Here is a 16,198-nt window from a genome sequence, read left to right as displayed (position 1 = left end):
GATAAATTTTCGGGCGAGGCATGCCTCGCCCCTACGTTTATGCCGTTACGGTAAACGCGGATACGCATCGGCAATGGTATCGCCGGTAAACTTCGCGACCCAACCTTCCTGATTGTCGAAAATACGGATGGCGGTGAAGTTCGGCGCTGATCCCATATCAAACCAGTGCGGCGTTCCGGCTGGCACCGAGATCAGATCGTTCTTCTCACACAGGATCTGGTAGATGTGGCCATCAAGGTGCAGACAGAACAGCCCCGCCCCTTCCACAAAGAAACGCACTTCATCTTCACCGTGGGTGTGCTCAGAAAGAAACTTGGTGCGCAGCACCTCTTTCTGCGGGTTATCCGCACGCATGCTGATCACATCCCAGCTCTGATAGCCCTTCTCTGCCACCAGACGATCAATGGCATGCTGGTAAGCATTGATCACCGTTGCTGAATCCGGGTTTTCGCCCAGGTCACGGTCCGCTTCCCAGCGCTCAAAGCGCACTTCTTTGCTGTGCAGCTTGTCGGCAATTTCTGCCGCATCGGTACTGTGCCAGACCGGTGTGGTCGCTTCGGTATCGGTAAAAATAGTCAGTGCACTCATGAGTTCAACAGCTCCTGGTTAATCTGATCAAAACCTGCAACCTGACGATGGCGGCTCTCAGTGTCCGCTTCGCCGCGTATTAACTGCACGGTGTTCCAGCCTGCATCCTGTGCGGCATCCAGCTCCTGATGAATATCGGATAAGAACAGCAAATCCTCTGCGGGCAACCCAATCTGGCTGGCGATGTTGCGATAAGAATCGACTTCACGTTTGGCACCCACGTGGGTATCAAAGTATCCGCTAAACAGCCCAGTGATATCACCGGCGTCGCTGTAGCCAAATAACAATTTCTGCGCAGCTACGGAGCCAGATGAATAAACATAGAGCGCCACGCCCTGCTGCTGCCACTGTTTTAATGCAGGCAGCACGTCGGCATACAGATGACCGGTAAAGCTGCCATTCTCATAGCCTGCACGCCAGATCATGCCCTGTAAGGCTTTCAGCGCGGTGGATTTACGATCCTGGTCCATAAAACCGAACAGCACCTGCACCAGTTCATCCGGTGTCGCCTGCGGGTTACCGACTTCAGCACGCAGATCGTCAAGCGCCTGGGCCACCGCCGGTTGCTGCTGATGCTCAGCAATAAAACCGGGAAGATGCTGACGCGCATAAGGGAACAGGACGTTATGCACAAAGCGAATATCGCTGGTGGTGCCTTCAATATCAGTGATGATGGCGCGGATCATGATTTCTCCAGAACGCGACGTTGTAATTCACACTGGAATAAAAACTCCAGCCCTTCAAGATGACGGCGCGCTTCATTGACATCTTTGCCCCAGCAGGTCAGCCCGTGGCCGCGCAGCAGGAAACCATAACGCAGCGGAGTATGGGCCGCAAACTGTTCAATACGCTGTGCCAGCGCGTCTATATCCTGATCGTTATCGAACAGGACAATCGGCACGGCATCAAGATGTGAGCTTTGCCCGGTCAGCGTCTTCTGCATCTCATAACCCTGCAACGTCAGCGCCGCACTTTTCTCCACGCGCGACAGCACGGTGGAATTGACCGTGTGGGTATGCAGCACGGCGCCCGCATCAGGAAACAGGCGGTAGATCAGCGTGTGCAGACCGGTTTCCGCCGAGGGCTTGCGCCCGGAGGGAACAAGATTGGTGGCAATATCGACCTGGATAAAGTCGTCACGCGTCAGGCTGCCTTTGTCTTTGCCGGACTCACTCAGCAGGCAGAACTGTGCGTCCTGGCGTACCGACATATTACCGCCCGTGGCCGGAGCCCAGCCGCGCGCGCCAATCCAGTGACAGGCAGCAACTAATTGATCTAACTGAGAGCGTTGCGTCATCTCTTTCCTTAGTGTGAAAGATGATAAAGGTAGATATAGACGTCTAAGCGTCTTGATTGCCAAATAGTAACATCGTGTTATATTGGCAGCAATACAGGACTCCGACATCATATTTCTGCGTTGCAAAAGGGTTATTACTGATGAGCCAGACGCCGTTCACCCCAGAGAGCAAACTGCCTGCGCTGGGCACCACCATTTTCACTCAGATGAGCGCGCTCGCGCAGCAGTACAATGCCATCAATCTGTCCCAGGGTTTTCCCGACTTTGACGGCCCGCAGTATCTGCAACAGCGCCTGGCGCATCATGTCAGCCAGGGCGCAAATCAGTATGCTCCGATGATTGGCGTTGCCCCGTTACGTGAAGCCATCGCGAAAAAAACCGCCGAGCTGTACGGCTACGCGCCGGATGTGAACACCGAGATCACCGTGACGGCTGGCGCAACCGAAGCCCTGTATGCCGCGATTACCGCGCTGGTGCGCCCGGGTGATGAAGTGATCTGCTTCGATCCGAGCTACGACAGCTATGCGCCCGCGGTGACGCTGGCTGGTGGCGTGATGAAGCGCATCGCCTTGCAGCCTCCGGGTTTCCGCCCTGACTGGCAGGCGTTTTCGGCCCTGCTGTCGCCAAAAACGCGGCTGGTGATCCTTAATACCCCCCACAACCCGTCAGCCACCGTGTGGCAGCAGAGCGACTTTGCCCAGCTGTGGCAGGCCATTCAGCAGCAGGAAATCTACGTTCTCAGCGACGAAGTGTATGAACACATCTGTTTCGATGCGAACGGCCACGCCAGCGTGCTGGCACATCCTGCGCTGCGCGCCCGCGCCATTGCCGTGTCTTCATTTGGTAAAACCTTCCATATGACCGGCTGGAAAGTGGGTTACTGCGTGGCTCCTGCGGCGATCAGCGCTGAAGTGCGCAAAGTCCACCAGTACCTGACTTTCTCCGTGAATACGCCTGCGCAGCTGGCTATCGCGGATATGCTGGAGCAAGAACCGGAACACTACCGCGAGCTGCCGGACTTCTACCGTGCGCGCCGTGACCGCTTTGTCAAAGCGCTGTCGGGCAGTCGTTTTGAACTGCTGCCGTGCGAAGGCACCTATTTCCTGCTGGCCGATTACAGCGCCATCTCCGATCTGGACGATGTGGCATTCTGCCAGTGGCTGACCAAAGAAGTGGGCGTCGCGGCCATACCGCTGTCGGTATTCTGCGCGGACGCCTTCCCCCATAAACTGATCCGCCTGTGCTTCGCTAAACAGGAAGCCACGCTGGACGCTGCTGCGGAGCGCCTGTGTCAACTTTAAACATTACCGTCCTTCAGCAACCGCTGGTATGGATGGATGGCCCGGCTAACCTGGCCTTTTTCGACGATCTGCTGGCCGACATCCAGGACCGTGACCTGATTATCCTGCCGGAGATGTTCACCACTGGCTTTGCAATGGAGGCGGCGGCAAGCTCGCTGCCCGAGAAAGAGGTCATCGCCTGGCTGCAGGCAAAAGCCGCCGCGACCCGTGCGATGGTGGCAGGCAGCGCCGCGATTCAGGTGGAGAAAGGTGCCGTGAACCGCTTCTTCCTCGTTGAGCCTGAGGGCAAGGTGCATTTCTACGACAAGCGCCATCTGTTCCGTATGGCCGGGGAACATGAACACTATCTGGCGGGCGATCGCCGTGAGGTGATCGAGTGGCGTGGCTGGCGTATTCTGCCGCAGGTGTGTTACGACCTGCGCTTCCCGGTATTCTCCCGTAATCAGAACGATTACGACCTGGCGCTGTATGTCGCCAACTGGCCTGCGCCGCGTGCGCTGCACTGGCAGGCGCTGCTACAGGCGCGTGCCATTGAGAACCAGGCGTATATCGCCGGATGCAACCGTGTGGGCACCGACGGCAACGGTCATCAGTACAGCGGCGACAGCCGAATCGTCAGCCCGCAGGGAGACATCTTAGCCCAGGGTGAACCGCACCAGGCTGCCCGTCTGGATGCCACGCTGTCGCTGGAGAACCTGCGCGAGTACCGCGAGAAGTTCCCGGCATGGCGTGATGCGGACAGTTTTAGCTTCTGATAACGCAGCGGGCGGACCGGAAAAGAAGGTCCGCCCCGACAAAAACGATGGGGGAACACTCTTGTTCGGGTTATGAACCGCGATAGGTGGACCACGACCACGGGGTGATCAAAAAGGGTAAATGATAATGACTGCCGGAGGCGGCAATCATGAAGTCGATCTGCGCGTTGACGTACAGGGTTTCGCGCCCGTCGGCGGCAAAATAGCTGCCGATATCTGCCGTCAGGCGATAGTGACCCGGAGCCAGCGGCTGCGGCGTCAGATCGCTAATGCGGCCGTCCGCGTTGGTGACACCAGAGGCCAGCGGCTGCCAGCCTGCCGTGCCCTGATGTTCAAGGGCAATCGTCACACCGGCTGCGGGTTTCCCCAGGGCGGTATCGAGAATATGCGTGGTCACTGTGCTCACCGGAACGTCTCCTCTAAGCGTAATAACGTGATGTCGCGTAGCTGTTGCAGGGCTTCGCGCTGTTCCTGCTGCGCATCGTTATTCAGACGGCGATGCAGTTCCGCGAGGATCTGCTCACCGCTGCGGCCTTTAGCGCGGATCAGAAACACCTGACCGAAGCGCTGTTCATAGGCGGCATTTCCTTCCTGTAATGCCTGCGCCAGCGGCAGGTCCGCAGAGTTAACCTGCCCCTGTTCACGGCTGGACAGGGCCGCCTCTTTGCCAGACCCGGCAGCCCGTTCGCCAATACGCGGATGGGCCGATAACGCCTGGGTTAACGCAAGGCTATCCCAGGTCTGTGTCAGCGACTCTGCGTGCGCCAGTAGCGCTGCCAGCGAAGCGTAAGGCCGGGCATCCACCAGTGCCGCAGCCCAGTCAGGCAGCGCGACACAGTGTTCAATACTGTGCTGCGCATCGGCAGCGCTCACCAGGTTGAACTGCGTCAGGTTCATGTTTATCACTCCACCAAACCGGGTCGGGCATGCCCGCCCCCTACGAAAGCCTGCCCCCTTACGAAGGCCTGGCCGTATGTCCGACCTCTACGACAACCTCTACGTACGCCTGAAGCGCCTGCGCCACATCTTCCACGTTGACGGATTCCGCCGGATGGTGGCTGATACCGCGATCGCAGCGCACAAACAGCATGCCCACCGGCCAGCGTTCAGCGATGGCAATCGCATCATGCCCGGCACCGCTCGGCAGCGACAGCGTGCGCCCCTGCACGGTAGTGACTGCGCGGCTCAGCGCCGCCTGCAAACCTTCATCACAACGCGTGGCCGGGATCTGATAATACTCTTCGGCGCTAAAGCTCAGGCCACGACGCAGGGCAATCGCTTCGCCCTGCACCAGCAGTTCAGACAGCAGTTCCGCCAGCGGCTGATCTTCCGGCCCGCGCACGTCCAGCGTCAGCGCTACCTCACCGGGGATCACATTGACCGCACCCGGATGGCACTGCAAGGTGCCCACGGTCGCCACCAGTTGCGGATTATGCGCCGGGGTGCGTTGCTCAATAAACACCATCCATTCGGCGGCGGCGGCCAGCGCATCTTTGCGGTGGCTCATCGGCACCGTACCAGCATGCCCGGCTTCACCAGTAAAGCGGCAGTTCAGACGACGTGCTCCGTTAATGGCCGTCACCACCCCCAGTGCCAGCTGCTCCTGCTCCAGGCAAGGTCCCTGTTCGATATGCAGTTCCAGGTAGGCAACGAAATCTTCGACGTCACGCGCGGCCTGCCACAGCAGATCCGGGTTAAAACCGATGTCTTTCATCGCCTGCCCGACGGTGATGCTGTTGCCGTCCGGGTGCGTCAGCCAGCTGTCTGGCCAGGTGCCCGTCAGGCCGCGGCTGCCGAGCAGCGTGATGCCAAAACGTGTGCCCTCTTCGTCGGCGAAACCGATGATCTCAATCGCCAGCGGTAAGCGCTCGCCACGCTCGTGCAGATACTGCACGGTTTCAATCGCCGCCAGCACGCCGAGCATGCCGTCGTAGCGCCCGGCATTACGCACGGTATCCAGGTGTGAACCCAGCAGCAGCGCCTGCGCATCCTGCCGCTCGCCTTCGTAGCGCCCGCAGATATTGCCGACGCTGTCCTGCCACACCTGCATCCCGGCGGCCTGCATCCATTTACCCACCATCGCATTGGCACGCAGATGCTCCGGCGAGAGGTAAACGCGAGTCAGATATTCCGGGGTTTCACTGATTTCTGCCAGCGCATCACAGCGGGCCATCACGCGCGCAGCGGCGGCGGCGGCGGCCGTGGCATTCATCAGGCACTCACTCATCCGCGGCTCCCGTTGTAGTGATCCCAGGCCGCCTGCATCGCTGCGCCCTGCGTACTGCGGAAACCAAGGTAATTCAGTACCGATTCCAGTGCGCTCAGGGTTTGCATCACGCAGTCTTTACGCGCGTTGTAGCCCATGGTGCCGATGCGCCAGACCTTGCCAATCAGTGGGCCAAATGAGGTGCCGATCTCAATGCCGAAATCTTCCAGCATCAGCTTACGCACCTGATCGCCATTCACTCCTTTAGGTATCATCACGCCAAGCACGTTATTCATTTTATGTTCGAGGTTGCCGAAGGTGTCCAGCCCCATTCCCTGAATGCCTTTCAGCAGCGCATCGCCGTGCAGCTTGTGGCGGGCAATACCGTTATCCAGCCCCTCTTCCAGGATCAGACGCGCACATTCACGGGCGCCAAACAGCGCCGAGGTGGCTTCCGTATGGTGGTTCAGCCGCTCCGGTCCCCAGTAATCCATGATCATGCCGAGATCGAAATAGTTGGAGTAGATCATCTCGTCGTCGCCGTCCTGGTGGGCATCGGTGCGGATCCCGGCTTCCACGCATTTGCGCTGGCGGATCACCGCTTCCATTGCCGGGCTGAGCGTGATCGGCGAGGTCCCGGACGGACCACCGAGGCATTTCTGCATCCCGGCGGAGACGGCATCTAATCCCCAGGCGTCGGTTTCCAGCACATTGCCCGCGAACGAGGCGGTGGCATCGGTATAGAACAGCACGCCGTGCTGGCGACAGATGGCACCCAGCTCTTCCAGCGGTTGCAGCATGGTGGTGGAGGTATCGCCCTGCACCGTCAGCAGCAGGCGTGGCTTCACTTTTTTGATGGCATCTTCGATCTGGTCCGGGGTGAACACTTCACCCCACGGCACTTCAATGGTGTGGACTTCAGCGCGGCAGCGGCGGGCAATTTCACACAGCAGATGGCCGAAACGACCAAACACCGGCACCAGCACTTTATCGCCAGGGCGGATCGCCGACAGCAGGATCGCTTCAATCCCGGCGCGGGAGGTGCCGTCAATCAGCATCGTCCACTGGTTTTCCGTGCGGAACACGCCACGATACAGCGCCATCACTTCGTTCATGTAGTGCGTCATCGCCGGATCGTACTGGCCCAGCAGCTGGCTGGACATGGCACGCAGCACACGCGGATCGGCGTTGATCGGTCCCGGTCCCATCAGCAAACGCTGCGGCGGGTTAATTTGGGTGAATGTAGATAAATCCATCATCGATTCCTGTATTGATATAACGCTTTAGAGGCCGCGCACCGAGGAGATAAACTGTTTTAATTCGGTACTTTGAGGATGAGCAAAAAGAGTTTTGCTGTCGCCCTGCTCCCACACCCGCCCCTGGTGCATAAACACCACGCGGTCACCGACTTCACGGGCAAAATTCATTTCGTGCGTCACAAGGATCAGCGTCATGCCCTCTTTGGCCAGCTGCTCCAGCACTTTCAGCACTTCGCCCACCAGCTCCGGGTCCAGCGCGGAGGTGATTTCATCACACAGCAACACCTTGGGTGACATCGCCAGTGCGCGGGCGATGGCCACACGCTGCTGCTGCCCTCCGGACAGATTGGCAGGATAGTAATCCATTCGGTCGCCGAGACCGACTTTTTCCAGCATCTGTGCTGCCAGTTCGCGGCACTCGGCTTCTTTCTTCTTCAGTACCCGGCGCGGTGCCAGCATCACATTTTCCAGCGCCGTCATGTGCGGGAACAGGTTGAAGTTCTGGAAGACCATGCCGACTGAGCGGCTGATATCGCGCGCCTGGGTATCCCGGTCGGTAATGGTCATCCCGCCCAGCTTGATGCTGCCTTCCTGGTAACCTTCCAGCCCGTTGATGCAGCGCAGCAGGGTACTTTTCCCCGAGCCGCTGCGGCCGATGATGGAGATCACTTCACCCATTTCGATATCGAGATCCACGCCTTTCAGTACGTGGTTGTCGCCATAATATTTCTGCACCTGATTAATGGTGATGAGCGGCATTGAATTTCTTCTCCAGATACTGGCTGTAGCGTGACAGCGGATAACACATCAGGAAGTAGCCGAGGGCGACTAATCCGAACACTTTGAAAGGCTGATAGGTGACGTTATTCAGAATGGTGCCCGCCTTGGTCAGCTCGATAAAGCCGATAATCGAGGCCAGCGCCGTTCCTTTCACCACCTGTACGGCAAAGCCCACCGTGGGGGCAATACCAATGCGCAGCGCCTGCGGCAGCACCACGCGAAAAAGCGTCTGACCAAAACTCAGACCGAGACAGCGGCAGGCTTCCCACTGCCCTTTTGGCAGGGCTTTGATGCTGCCATGCCAGATATCAACTAAAAAGGCGCTGGTGTAGAACGTCAGGGCCAGCGAGGCTGCCGTCCACGGCGAGACATCAATGCCGAACAGCGCCACGCCGAAGAAGGCAAGGAACAGCTGCATCAGCAACGGCGTGCCCTGGAACAGTTCGATATAGCAACGGATAATGCGGTTCGGCCAGATACGCCCGCTCAGGCGCACCATCACCAGCGGCATCGCCACCAGCGTGCCACCGAAGAAAGCGGTCAGGGAGAGCGCAATCGTCCAGCGCGCCGCCAGCAGCAGGTTGCGCAGGATGTCCCAGTCAGTAAAGGTTGTCATCATGGCTGCTCTCCAAACCACTTACGCCCCGCCGCCAGCAGCAGCTGACGCATGGCAATCGACAGCGCCAGATACATCAGCGTGGTCACCAGGTAGACTTCAAAACTTAAAAAGGTGCGCGACTGGATCAGGTTGGCGGCAAAGGTCAGCTCTTCATAGGAAACCTGCGACACCACCGATGAACCGAGCATCACGATAATGCACTGGCTGACCAGCGCCGGGTAAATGCGCTTCATCGACGGCGGCAGCACCACCTGAATAAAGGTCTGCGTGCGCGTCAGGCCCAGCACCCGCCCCGCTTCCCACTGCCCTTTTGGCGTCACCTGTATTCCGGCACGGATAATTTCCGTGCTGTAAGCGCCCAGGTTAATCAGCATCGCCAGCAGCGCCGCTTCCCCTGCCGTCAGTTTCAGCCCCAGATTGGGCAGGCCAAAAACGATAAAGAACAGCTGGACCACAAACGGCGTATTGCGGATCAGCTCGACATACCACCCCCAGATACGGCTCAACGTCGACGGCTTACCGCTGCGCAGCGCCGCGCCGAAGATGCCCAGCGCCACACCGCCCACCGTTGCCATCACCGTTAGCTGGATCGTCACCCACAGGCCGGAGAGAAGCTCCGGCCAGAAGGGCCACAGTGCAGGAAAATTCAGTTGCCCCATCATCAGTCAGCCCCAACTAGCCCAGGTCGGCTGGCAGCGGTGCTTTCAGCCACTGCTCAGAGAGACCGTTCAGGGTTTTATCCTGAATCGCCTGCTCAATCAGCGCATCGACTTTGGCCTTCAGCGCCGGTTCATTCTTCTTCATGCCGATAAAGCACGGTGAATCTTTCAGCATAAATTTCGCTACGGGGGCTTTGTCCGCGTTCTGGCGGGCAATCGCTGCCACCACCAGGTTGCCGGTCGCCACATACTCCACCTGACCCGACAGATAAGCTGACAGCGTGGTGTTGTTATCTTCATAACGTTTCACCTGCGCTTCTTTCGGGGCGATCTCGGTCAGTACCATATCTTCCACCGCGCCACGGGTCACGCCAATAGATTTGCCGCTCAGCGCTGCCGCATCTTTCAGCGTGCCGTCTTTCGGGCCAAAAACACCGAGGAAGAACGGCGCGTAGGCGCGGCTGAAGTCGATCACTTTCTCACGTTCCGGGTTTTTCCCCAGGCTGGAGATCACCAGATCCACTTTATCGGTTTGCAGATAAGGTACGCGGTTAGCGCTGGTGACGGGCACCAGTTGCAACTTAAGTTTCATCTGTTTCGCCAGGTACTTCGCCATATCGATGTCATAGCCCTGCGGCTGTAAATCAGTACCGACGGAACCAAACGGCGGGAAGTCCTGAGGGACCGCGATGCGGATAACACCTCGTTTTTCAATGTCCTGCAACTGATCGGCATGCGCCGTGATGGCCTGAGAAAACAGCACGGCACCTGCCAGTAATGCGAATAACCCTTTTTTCATCTTCACTTCCCCGGTTAATACATCATGAAACGAAAGATTCTTAAAGAATTTAATTGCAACTAATGTGCCAGCGCGTTATCCGTCTCACATTTTTTACGCGAGGGTAACGTCAGGGGAAATAAAAAGCGTGTTAAATCCACAAATTAAGCGCTACCAGGCATCATAAAACAGATTTTCAGTACAGGGTTCTCGGGCAAGAGAGGGAAACAGCGGCGGGAAAACGGGAGTGAAAAAGGGCGCCCTGCGGCGCCCCAAAATCATGCAATGCACCAGAATAGCGCCCCATTAGCGCTGTTCCAGTTCATCCAGCTGGGTGTAAAGGTCGGCAATCTGATGGATGCGCTGACGACCATCGCTTAACAGTTCGTGCAGTACGGCATTGGCCAGCAGGTTGATCAGACTGTTGGCCGCCGCGTAGCTGTCGAAGGCGGAGACGCTGTCCAGCGGCGCACACAGCTGCCAGCGCGCCAGGGCAATCACCGCCTGCGCCTGAGGTTCACACAGCGCCAGCACCGGAATGCCGTTGTGCTGCAACTGCTGCAACAACGGGCGGATAATGCGCGGGCGACGCCGGAACGCCATCACCACCACAATATCTTCCGGGGTCAGATCCACCAGCTCTTCAGAGAGCGTCTGCCCCGGCTGCGGCAGCACCTGCACCTGAGTTCTGGCCTGCAACAGCTGCTGGCGCAGGTGCAGCGCCACCGGGTAAGCGTTACGCATCCCAATGATAAAGATACGTTTACTGTTCGCCAGCGCCTGAACGACTTCGCCAAAATGCGCCGCATCAATGCCGTTCACCCACTGGGTAAGGTTCGCCATCTCCTGCTTATAGTGGCGGGCCAGCAGCGTGTTGCCCTGCACCGCATCACGGTTGTCGGTGAGCGGCATCCCGCTCTGACGCAGGGTGCGCAGTTCGTCGCGCATATCTTTATATTTTTCATAGCCCAGGCGCTTAAACAGACGGCTTACCGTGGCCTTGGATACACCGCTGAGGCGTGCCAGATCGGCACTGTTGTAGCTGATCAGGTCATCGAAATGATCGAAGGCAAAATCAGCGACACGTTGTTCCTGCGGCGAAAGCTGCGCGTACTGACTGCGCAGGCGTTCATCAAGCTGCATCATGCGATTAACCCTGTAACGTTTGTTTCATCCACAGAATGATATACAAATAACGTGCCTGTCTGTAGCGCACCGCGTTCAGAGATGACAATCGGTCTCTTTTTAGCAAAAAACCGGAGCCATACGACAGATATTCAATTGTTAACATTCTGCCGCTCGACAAACTGGAACGGCTATTGCTTTAGTCACCTATCTGCTATCCGAACGACGAGAATGGAATGAATCAAAGTAACATGGCCCCTTTGGGCATGGCGGTGACGCCACACCATCTGGCCAGTGAAAGCGCACTGGGTATTTTACGTGAAGGTGGCAATGCCATTGAGGCGATGGTGGCCGCTGCCGCGACGGTTGCCGTGGCCTATCCGCATATGAATGGTCTCGGCGGTGATGGCTTCTGGCTGATTGTGCCGCCGAAGGGCGAGCCGGTTGCGATCGATGCCAGCGGTGCCGCAGGATCGCTGGCGACGATCGACTTCTACCAGGGCAGCAGCCGCATTCCCCATCGCGGCCCGAAATCAGCGCTGACGGTGGCCGGTACGGTCAGCGGCTGGTCAGAAGCACTGAACATCTCCCGTGAGATGGGCGGCCAGCAGCTGCCGTTGCCGCGCCTGCTGGCAGATGCGATCCGCTATGCTGCCGACGGCATTCCGGTCACCGCCTCTCAGGCCGCAGCCACCGCCAGTAAACAGGCCGAACTGGTGGATCAACCGGGGTTTGCCGCCACCTTCTTACCTGATGGTGAAGTGCCGCCCTGTGGCAGCCGTTTTACCCAGCCCGACCTGGCAAATACCTTAATTCATCTGGCCGAAGCCGGGCTGGAGAGCTTCTATCGCGGCCCGCTTGCCCGTCAGCTCGCCAGTGAGATGTCCCGGCTGGGAATGCCGGTGACGCTGGAAGATCTGAACCGTCAGCAGGCCAAACGCCGCACGCCATTGCGCATCCGCCATCAGTACGGCGATGTATTTAATATGACGCCGCCCACGCAGGGCCTGGTGTCACTGGCGATCCTTGGCATCACCGACCATCTGAATATGGCCGACGCCGATGAGGCACAAACCATTCACCGCATTGTGGAAGCCACCAAGCTGGCCTTTGGCCTGCGCGACCGTTACATCACCGACCCGCAACATATGCGTGAACAGATGCAGACCCTGCTCGACAGCGATCGCCTGCAACAGATGGCGGCGCAGATCGATGTGAATCAGGCAGCAGCATGGGGCACCGGCAAAGGGCCGGGCGACACGGTGTGGATGGGCGTGATGGACAGCAGCGGGCTGGCAGTCTCCTTTATTCAGAGCATCTATCACGAATTCGGCAGCGGTGTGGTGATCCCCGGCACCGGTATTACCTGGCAGAATCGCGGCGCGGCGTTCAGCCTCGATCCCGATCACCTGCTGGCGCTGATGCCGGGTAAACAGCCGTTCCACACGCTGAATCCTGCGGCTGCGCGGCTGAACGATGGCCGGACGATGGTGTACGGATCGATGGGCGGCGACGGCCAGCCTCAGACTCAGGCGGCCATTTTTACCCGCCATGTGGTACAGGGCATGGGCCTGCAACAGGCGGTGAGTGCGCCACGCTGGCTGCTGGGGCGCACCTGGGGCCAGGCCTCCGATTCACTCAAACTGGAAGGCCGCTTCCCGGCGGAGACCGTTGCCACGCTGCGTGCGCTGGGGCATGAGGTGGAACTGTTGCCTGATTTCAGCGAAGTCGTGGGCCATGCGGGCGCGATTGTGCGCCACAACAACGGGATGCTCGAAGGGGCATTCGATCCGCGTAGCAACGGCAGCGCGGCCGGGTTTTAAAAGAGAGAGAGAGAGAAACGGAGATGAGCATGAAGCAAACTGCGCCCGACTGGGCAGCCTATGTGGCACAGATGGAACAGGTGCTGGCGCTGGAACTCGACGATGCGCGCCGTGCCGAGCTGCTGACCCAGTTCAACCGCATTGCCGGAATGGCCGCGCCGCTGATGGCCTTTCCGCTGGACGATCGCCTGGAAGTGGCGGGAGTGTATAAAGCATGAATCTGGCCGCACTGTCGATTGCCGAACTGACCCAATTGCTGACCAAAGGTGAGCTGAGTGCGCGCGAGATCGCCCTGCATACGCTGGCGGCGATCGCGCAGCATAACCCTGCGCTGAATGCCTGGACCCATATTACGCAGGATCGCATGTTGCAGGAGGCCGATCGGATTGATCGCCTGAAACAGGATAATCAGCCACTGCCCCCGCTGGCGGCGGTGCCTTACGCGGTCAAAAATCTGTTTGATGTCGCCGGGCACGCGACGCTGGCCGGGGCCAGTTTGTTTAGCGACCGTCCGGCTGCACGCCAGGATGCCTGGGCGGTGCAGAAGCTGGCCGCCAGCGGCGGACTGCTGTCCGGGATGCTGAATATGGATGCTTATGCCTACGGGTTCACCACCGAAAACAGCCATTATGGTGCCACGCGTAATCCACACGATCGTACGCGAATTGCTGGCGGATCGTCGGGCGGTTCAGCTGCCGCCGTGGCCGCCGGGCTGGTGAACTTTTCTCTCGGATCGGATACCAACGGATCGATCCGCGTTCCCGCCTCACTGTGCGGTATTTTTGGCCTGAAGCCGACCTTTGGCCGCCTGTCGCGCAGCGGCAGCCATCCGTTTGTCGCCAGCCTCGATCATATTGGTCCCTTTGCCCGCCGGGTCAGCGATCTCACCCACGTCTACGATGTGTTACAGGGGAGCGATCCTGCCGACAGCTTCCAGGCTGAGAAACCCATGCAGGCGGTCAGCCCTCTGCTGGAACGCGGCAGTGAAGGGCTGCGCTTTGGCGTGCTGGGCGGTTACTTCCAGCAATGGTGCGATGAAGACGCCCGCGCGGCGGTGGCGGTGGCTGCCAGCGCACTGAATGCCAGCGAAGAGATTGTGCTACCGGAAGCCGAACTGGCGCGCACATCGGCCTTTATTATCAGCGCCTCTGAGGGCGGCAATCATTACCTGCCCGCGCTGCGCCGTGCGCCTGAGCGTTTCGAGCCGTTATCACGTGAGCGCCTGCTGGCCGGAGCGATGATCCCCGCAGCCTGGTACGTTCAGGCACAGCGCTTCCGCCGCTACTTCCAGCAGCAGGTGCTGCCGCTGTTCGATCATGTCGATGTGCTGATTGCCCCCGCCACGCCCACCAGCGCCACGTTGATCGGGCAGGAGACCATGCACATCAATGGCAGTGACCTGCCCATCCGCGCCAGCATGGGCATGTTAACCCAGCCCATTTCGTTCCTCGGCCTGCCGGTGACCACGGTGCCGTTACGCACCCGCAGTGGGTTGCCCATCGGTCTGCAACTGATTGCCGCCCCGTTTAATGAAGCCGCCTGCCTGCGTGCCGCCAGGGCGCTGGAGCTGATGGGCATTACGCAGGCAGCCCCTGCAAGCATGGAGCGTTAATGATGAAAAGTGAACATATTGACCGCCCGCTGATCCTCGCCGAAGTGACGGCGGCGTTTTATCGTTACGAAGAGGCATTGATCAACAATGACATCGCGGTGCTGGATGAGCTTTTCTGGCACGACGAACGCACGGTGCGCCTCGGTGCCGGAGAGAATTTGTACGGTATTGATGCGATTCGCGAATTTCGTGCTGCGCGCCCTTCAGCCGGGTTATTTCGTCAGTTACAGAATACGGTGATCACCAGCTACGGCGATGATTTTGCCGTGTGCAGTACGGAGTTTACCCGCGAGGGCAGCGATAAAATAGGGCGTCAGCAGCAGACCTGGGTCAGGCTTCCCTACGGCTGGCGCATCGTGGCGGCACAGGTCAGTTTGATGAACTGACGGACTAAGAACAGCGAGGCGCGCCTCGCTGTCTGCATTACGCCTCCGGTGCCGGGTGGGTCTTCACCCAGTGGTCAGCGATTTGCTGGCGGGTACAGATCCACACCCCTTCATGCTGCTGGATATGGTCAAGGAAACGTTGCAAGGCGCGGAAGCGGCCAGGACGGCCCAGCAGGCGACAGTGCATCCCAATCGACAGCATTTTCGGCGCGCTTTCTCCCTCTTCGTACAGCACATCAAAGCTGTCTTTCAGGTAGGTGTAAAACTGCTCGGCGGTGTTAAACCCCTGCGGCGTGGCAAAACGCATGTCATTAGTTTCAAGGGTATAAGGGATGATCAGATGCGGTTTCACCGTGCCATCCTGACAGGTGACCTGCGTCCAGAACGGCAGATCGTCGCCATAATAGTCGCTGTCGTAAGTCAGGCCACCCTGCTCTACCACCAGCCTCCGGGTGTTCGGGCTGTCGCGCCCGGTATACCAGCCCGTTGGCGTCTTGCCAAACAGATCGGTCAGGGTATCCAGCGCCTGCTGCATATGCTGGCGTTCTGTTTTTGCATCCATGCTCTGATAGTGGATCCAGCGCCAGCCGTGGCTGACCACATCGTAGTCGGCAGTTTTGATCGCTTCAACAATCTCCGGGTGCCGTGCCAGCGCCATCGCCACGCCAAAGACGGTCAGCGGCAGGCCACGTTTTTGAAATTCGTTATGGATGCGCCAGAACCCGGCACGTGAGCCATATTCATACAGCGAATCCATCGACATATGGCGCTCAGGATAGCTGGCCGCGCCAATGATATCGGAGAGAAACTGCTCGGAGCCTGCATCACCATGCAGCACGTTATTTTCGGCGCCCTCTTCGTAGTTGAGGACAAATTGCACCGCGATCTTCGCCTTACCCGGCCAGGCCGCATGAGGCGGATTACCCGCGTAACCGCGCAGGTCACGGGGATAGTTTTTGTTGAAGCTGTACTCTTTTTTTTCCGGTGTATTGCTCATCGTCTCAGTCCTT

At 58.8% G+C, this 16,198-nt stretch carries 19 protein-coding genes; 6 read left to right on the top strand and 13 right to left on the bottom strand.

All coding sequences use genetic code 11. From position 1 onward, the window contains the following. Positions 1 to 45: 45 nt before the first annotated feature. Genes ACFL9S_RS18655 through ACFL9S_RS18645 form a run of 3 tightly spaced genes read right to left on the bottom strand, consistent with a single transcriptional unit; the run spans position 46 to position 1,885 of the window. Positions 46 to 588: a 1,2-dihydroxy-3-keto-5-methylthiopentene dioxygenase gene (locus tag ACFL9S_RS18655; protein WP_405263352.1), complete on the bottom strand. Its 543-nt coding sequence runs from the start codon at positions 586 to 588 to the stop codon at positions 46 to 48. Further along, positions 585 to 1,274 (bottom strand): acireductone synthase, encoded by a 690-nt coding sequence (gene mtnC, locus ACFL9S_RS18650; protein ID WP_405263351.1) that lies wholly within the window; start codon positions 1,272 to 1,274, stop codon positions 585 to 587. The genes ACFL9S_RS18655 and mtnC overlap by 4 nt, the downstream gene beginning before the upstream one ends. After that, complete coding sequence (locus ACFL9S_RS18645; protein ID WP_405263350.1) at positions 1,271 to 1,885, bottom strand: methylthioribulose 1-phosphate dehydratase; 615 nt, start codon at positions 1,883 to 1,885, stop codon at positions 1,271 to 1,273. The genes mtnC and ACFL9S_RS18645 overlap by 4 nt, the downstream gene beginning before the upstream one ends. A 140-nt stretch (positions 1,886 to 2,025) precedes the next feature. Here ACFL9S_RS18645 and ACFL9S_RS18640 point away from each other — a divergent pair, with 140 nt between their 5' ends. Together ACFL9S_RS18640 and ACFL9S_RS18635 are read left to right on the top strand one after the other, a co-directional pair. Next, complete coding sequence (locus ACFL9S_RS18640) at positions 2,026 to 3,186, top strand: pyridoxal phosphate-dependent aminotransferase (protein WP_405263349.1); 1,161 nt, start codon at positions 2,026 to 2,028, stop codon at positions 3,184 to 3,186. Next, complete coding sequence (locus ACFL9S_RS18635; protein WP_405263348.1) at positions 3,174 to 3,941, top strand: amidohydrolase; 768 nt, start codon at positions 3,174 to 3,176, stop codon at positions 3,939 to 3,941. Before ACFL9S_RS18640 ends, ACFL9S_RS18635 begins: the two co-directional genes overlap by 13 nt. A 70-nt stretch (positions 3,942 to 4,011) precedes the next feature. On the opposite strand, the gene uraH is transcribed toward ACFL9S_RS18635, so the two are convergent. The 9 genes from uraH to hpxU all read right to left on the bottom strand — a co-directional run bounded on the left by uraH (position 4,012) and on the right by hpxU (position 11,388). After that, entirely contained in the window at positions 4,012 to 4,347 is a 336-nt protein-coding gene (gene uraH / locus ACFL9S_RS18630) for a hydroxyisourate hydrolase (RefSeq protein WP_405263347.1), read from the bottom strand. Beyond that, positions 4,344 to 4,838, bottom strand: a complete 495-nt coding sequence (uraD, locus tag ACFL9S_RS18625; RefSeq protein WP_405263346.1) for a 2-oxo-4-hydroxy-4-carboxy-5-ureidoimidazoline decarboxylase — start codon at positions 4,836 to 4,838, stop codon at positions 4,344 to 4,346. Before uraD ends, uraH begins: the two co-directional genes overlap by 4 nt. A gap of 58 nt (positions 4,839 to 4,896) precedes the next feature. Then, entirely contained in the window at positions 4,897 to 6,168 is a 1,272-nt protein-coding gene (gene hpxK, locus ACFL9S_RS18620; protein ID WP_405263345.1) for an allantoate amidohydrolase, read from the bottom strand. Next, positions 6,165 to 7,403, bottom strand: a complete 1,239-nt coding sequence (locus ACFL9S_RS18615; protein WP_405263450.1) for a pyridoxal-phosphate-dependent aminotransferase family protein — start codon at positions 7,401 to 7,403, stop codon at positions 6,165 to 6,167. The genes hpxK and ACFL9S_RS18615 overlap by 4 nt, the downstream gene beginning before the upstream one ends. A 27-nt stretch (positions 7,404 to 7,430) precedes the next feature. Then, positions 7,431 to 8,165 (bottom strand): amino acid ABC transporter ATP-binding protein, encoded by a 735-nt coding sequence (locus ACFL9S_RS18610; protein ID WP_405263344.1) that lies wholly within the window; start codon positions 8,163 to 8,165, stop codon positions 7,431 to 7,433. After that, the gene (locus tag ACFL9S_RS18605) at positions 8,146 to 8,802 is read right to left on the bottom strand and encodes an amino acid ABC transporter permease (protein WP_405263449.1); all 657 of its coding nucleotides are present in this window, start codon (positions 8,800 to 8,802) and stop codon (positions 8,146 to 8,148) included. Before ACFL9S_RS18605 ends, ACFL9S_RS18610 begins: the two co-directional genes overlap by 20 nt. Next, positions 8,802 to 9,467, bottom strand: coding sequence for an amino acid ABC transporter permease (locus tag ACFL9S_RS18600; protein WP_405263343.1), 666 nt, complete (start codon positions 9,465 to 9,467; stop codon positions 8,802 to 8,804). Before ACFL9S_RS18600 ends, ACFL9S_RS18605 begins: the two co-directional genes overlap by 1 nt. A gap of 13 nt (positions 9,468 to 9,480) precedes the next feature. Beyond that, positions 9,481 to 10,263, bottom strand: coding sequence for a transporter substrate-binding domain-containing protein (locus ACFL9S_RS18595; protein WP_405263342.1), 783 nt, complete (start codon positions 10,261 to 10,263; stop codon positions 9,481 to 9,483). Between the two features lie 285 nt (positions 10,264 to 10,548). Continuing rightward, entirely contained in the window at positions 10,549 to 11,388 is an 840-nt protein-coding gene (hpxU, locus tag ACFL9S_RS18590; protein WP_405263341.1) for a MurR/RpiR family transcriptional regulator HpxU, read from the bottom strand. Between the two features lie 215 nt (positions 11,389 to 11,603). On the opposite strand from hpxU, the gene ACFL9S_RS18585 reads away from it, so the two are divergent. Genes ACFL9S_RS18585 through hpxZ form a run of 4 tightly spaced genes read left to right on the top strand, consistent with a single transcriptional unit; the run spans position 11,604 to position 15,188 of the window. After that, positions 11,604 to 13,190, top strand: a complete 1,587-nt coding sequence (locus ACFL9S_RS18585) for a gamma-glutamyltransferase family protein (protein WP_405263340.1) — start codon at positions 11,604 to 11,606, stop codon at positions 13,188 to 13,190. 29 nt (positions 13,191 to 13,219) lie between these two features. Further along, positions 13,220 to 13,408: an oxalurate catabolism protein HpxX gene (gene hpxX / locus ACFL9S_RS18580; RefSeq protein ID WP_405263339.1), complete on the top strand. Its 189-nt coding sequence runs from the start codon at positions 13,220 to 13,222 to the stop codon at positions 13,406 to 13,408. Beyond that, complete coding sequence (locus tag ACFL9S_RS18575) at positions 13,405 to 14,802, top strand: AtzE family amidohydrolase (RefSeq protein ID WP_405263338.1); 1,398 nt, start codon at positions 13,405 to 13,407, stop codon at positions 14,800 to 14,802. Before hpxX ends, ACFL9S_RS18575 begins: the two co-directional genes overlap by 4 nt. A gap of 2 nt (positions 14,803 to 14,804) precedes the next feature. After that, the gene (gene hpxZ, locus ACFL9S_RS18570; RefSeq protein WP_405263448.1) at positions 14,805 to 15,188 is read left to right on the top strand and encodes an oxalurate catabolism protein HpxZ; all 384 of its coding nucleotides are present in this window, start codon (positions 14,805 to 14,807) and stop codon (positions 15,186 to 15,188) included. Between the two features lie 37 nt (positions 15,189 to 15,225). On the opposite strand, the gene puuE is transcribed toward hpxZ, so the two are convergent. Then, positions 15,226 to 16,185 carry an allantoinase PuuE gene (puuE, locus tag ACFL9S_RS18565; RefSeq protein ID WP_405263337.1) on the bottom strand — a complete coding sequence of 320 codons (960 nt, stop codon included), beginning with the start codon at positions 16,183 to 16,185 and terminating at the stop codon, positions 15,226 to 15,228. Positions 16,186 to 16,198: the final 13 nt, after the last annotated feature.

It is taken from the genome of Erwinia sp. AnSW2-5 (assembly GCF_045107195.1).
Classification (GTDB): domain Bacteria; phylum Pseudomonadota; class Gammaproteobacteria; order Enterobacterales; family Enterobacteriaceae; genus Erwinia.
Note: the sequence above shows the minus strand (reverse complement) of the source record. Positions and strands in the feature narration are given on the sequence as shown.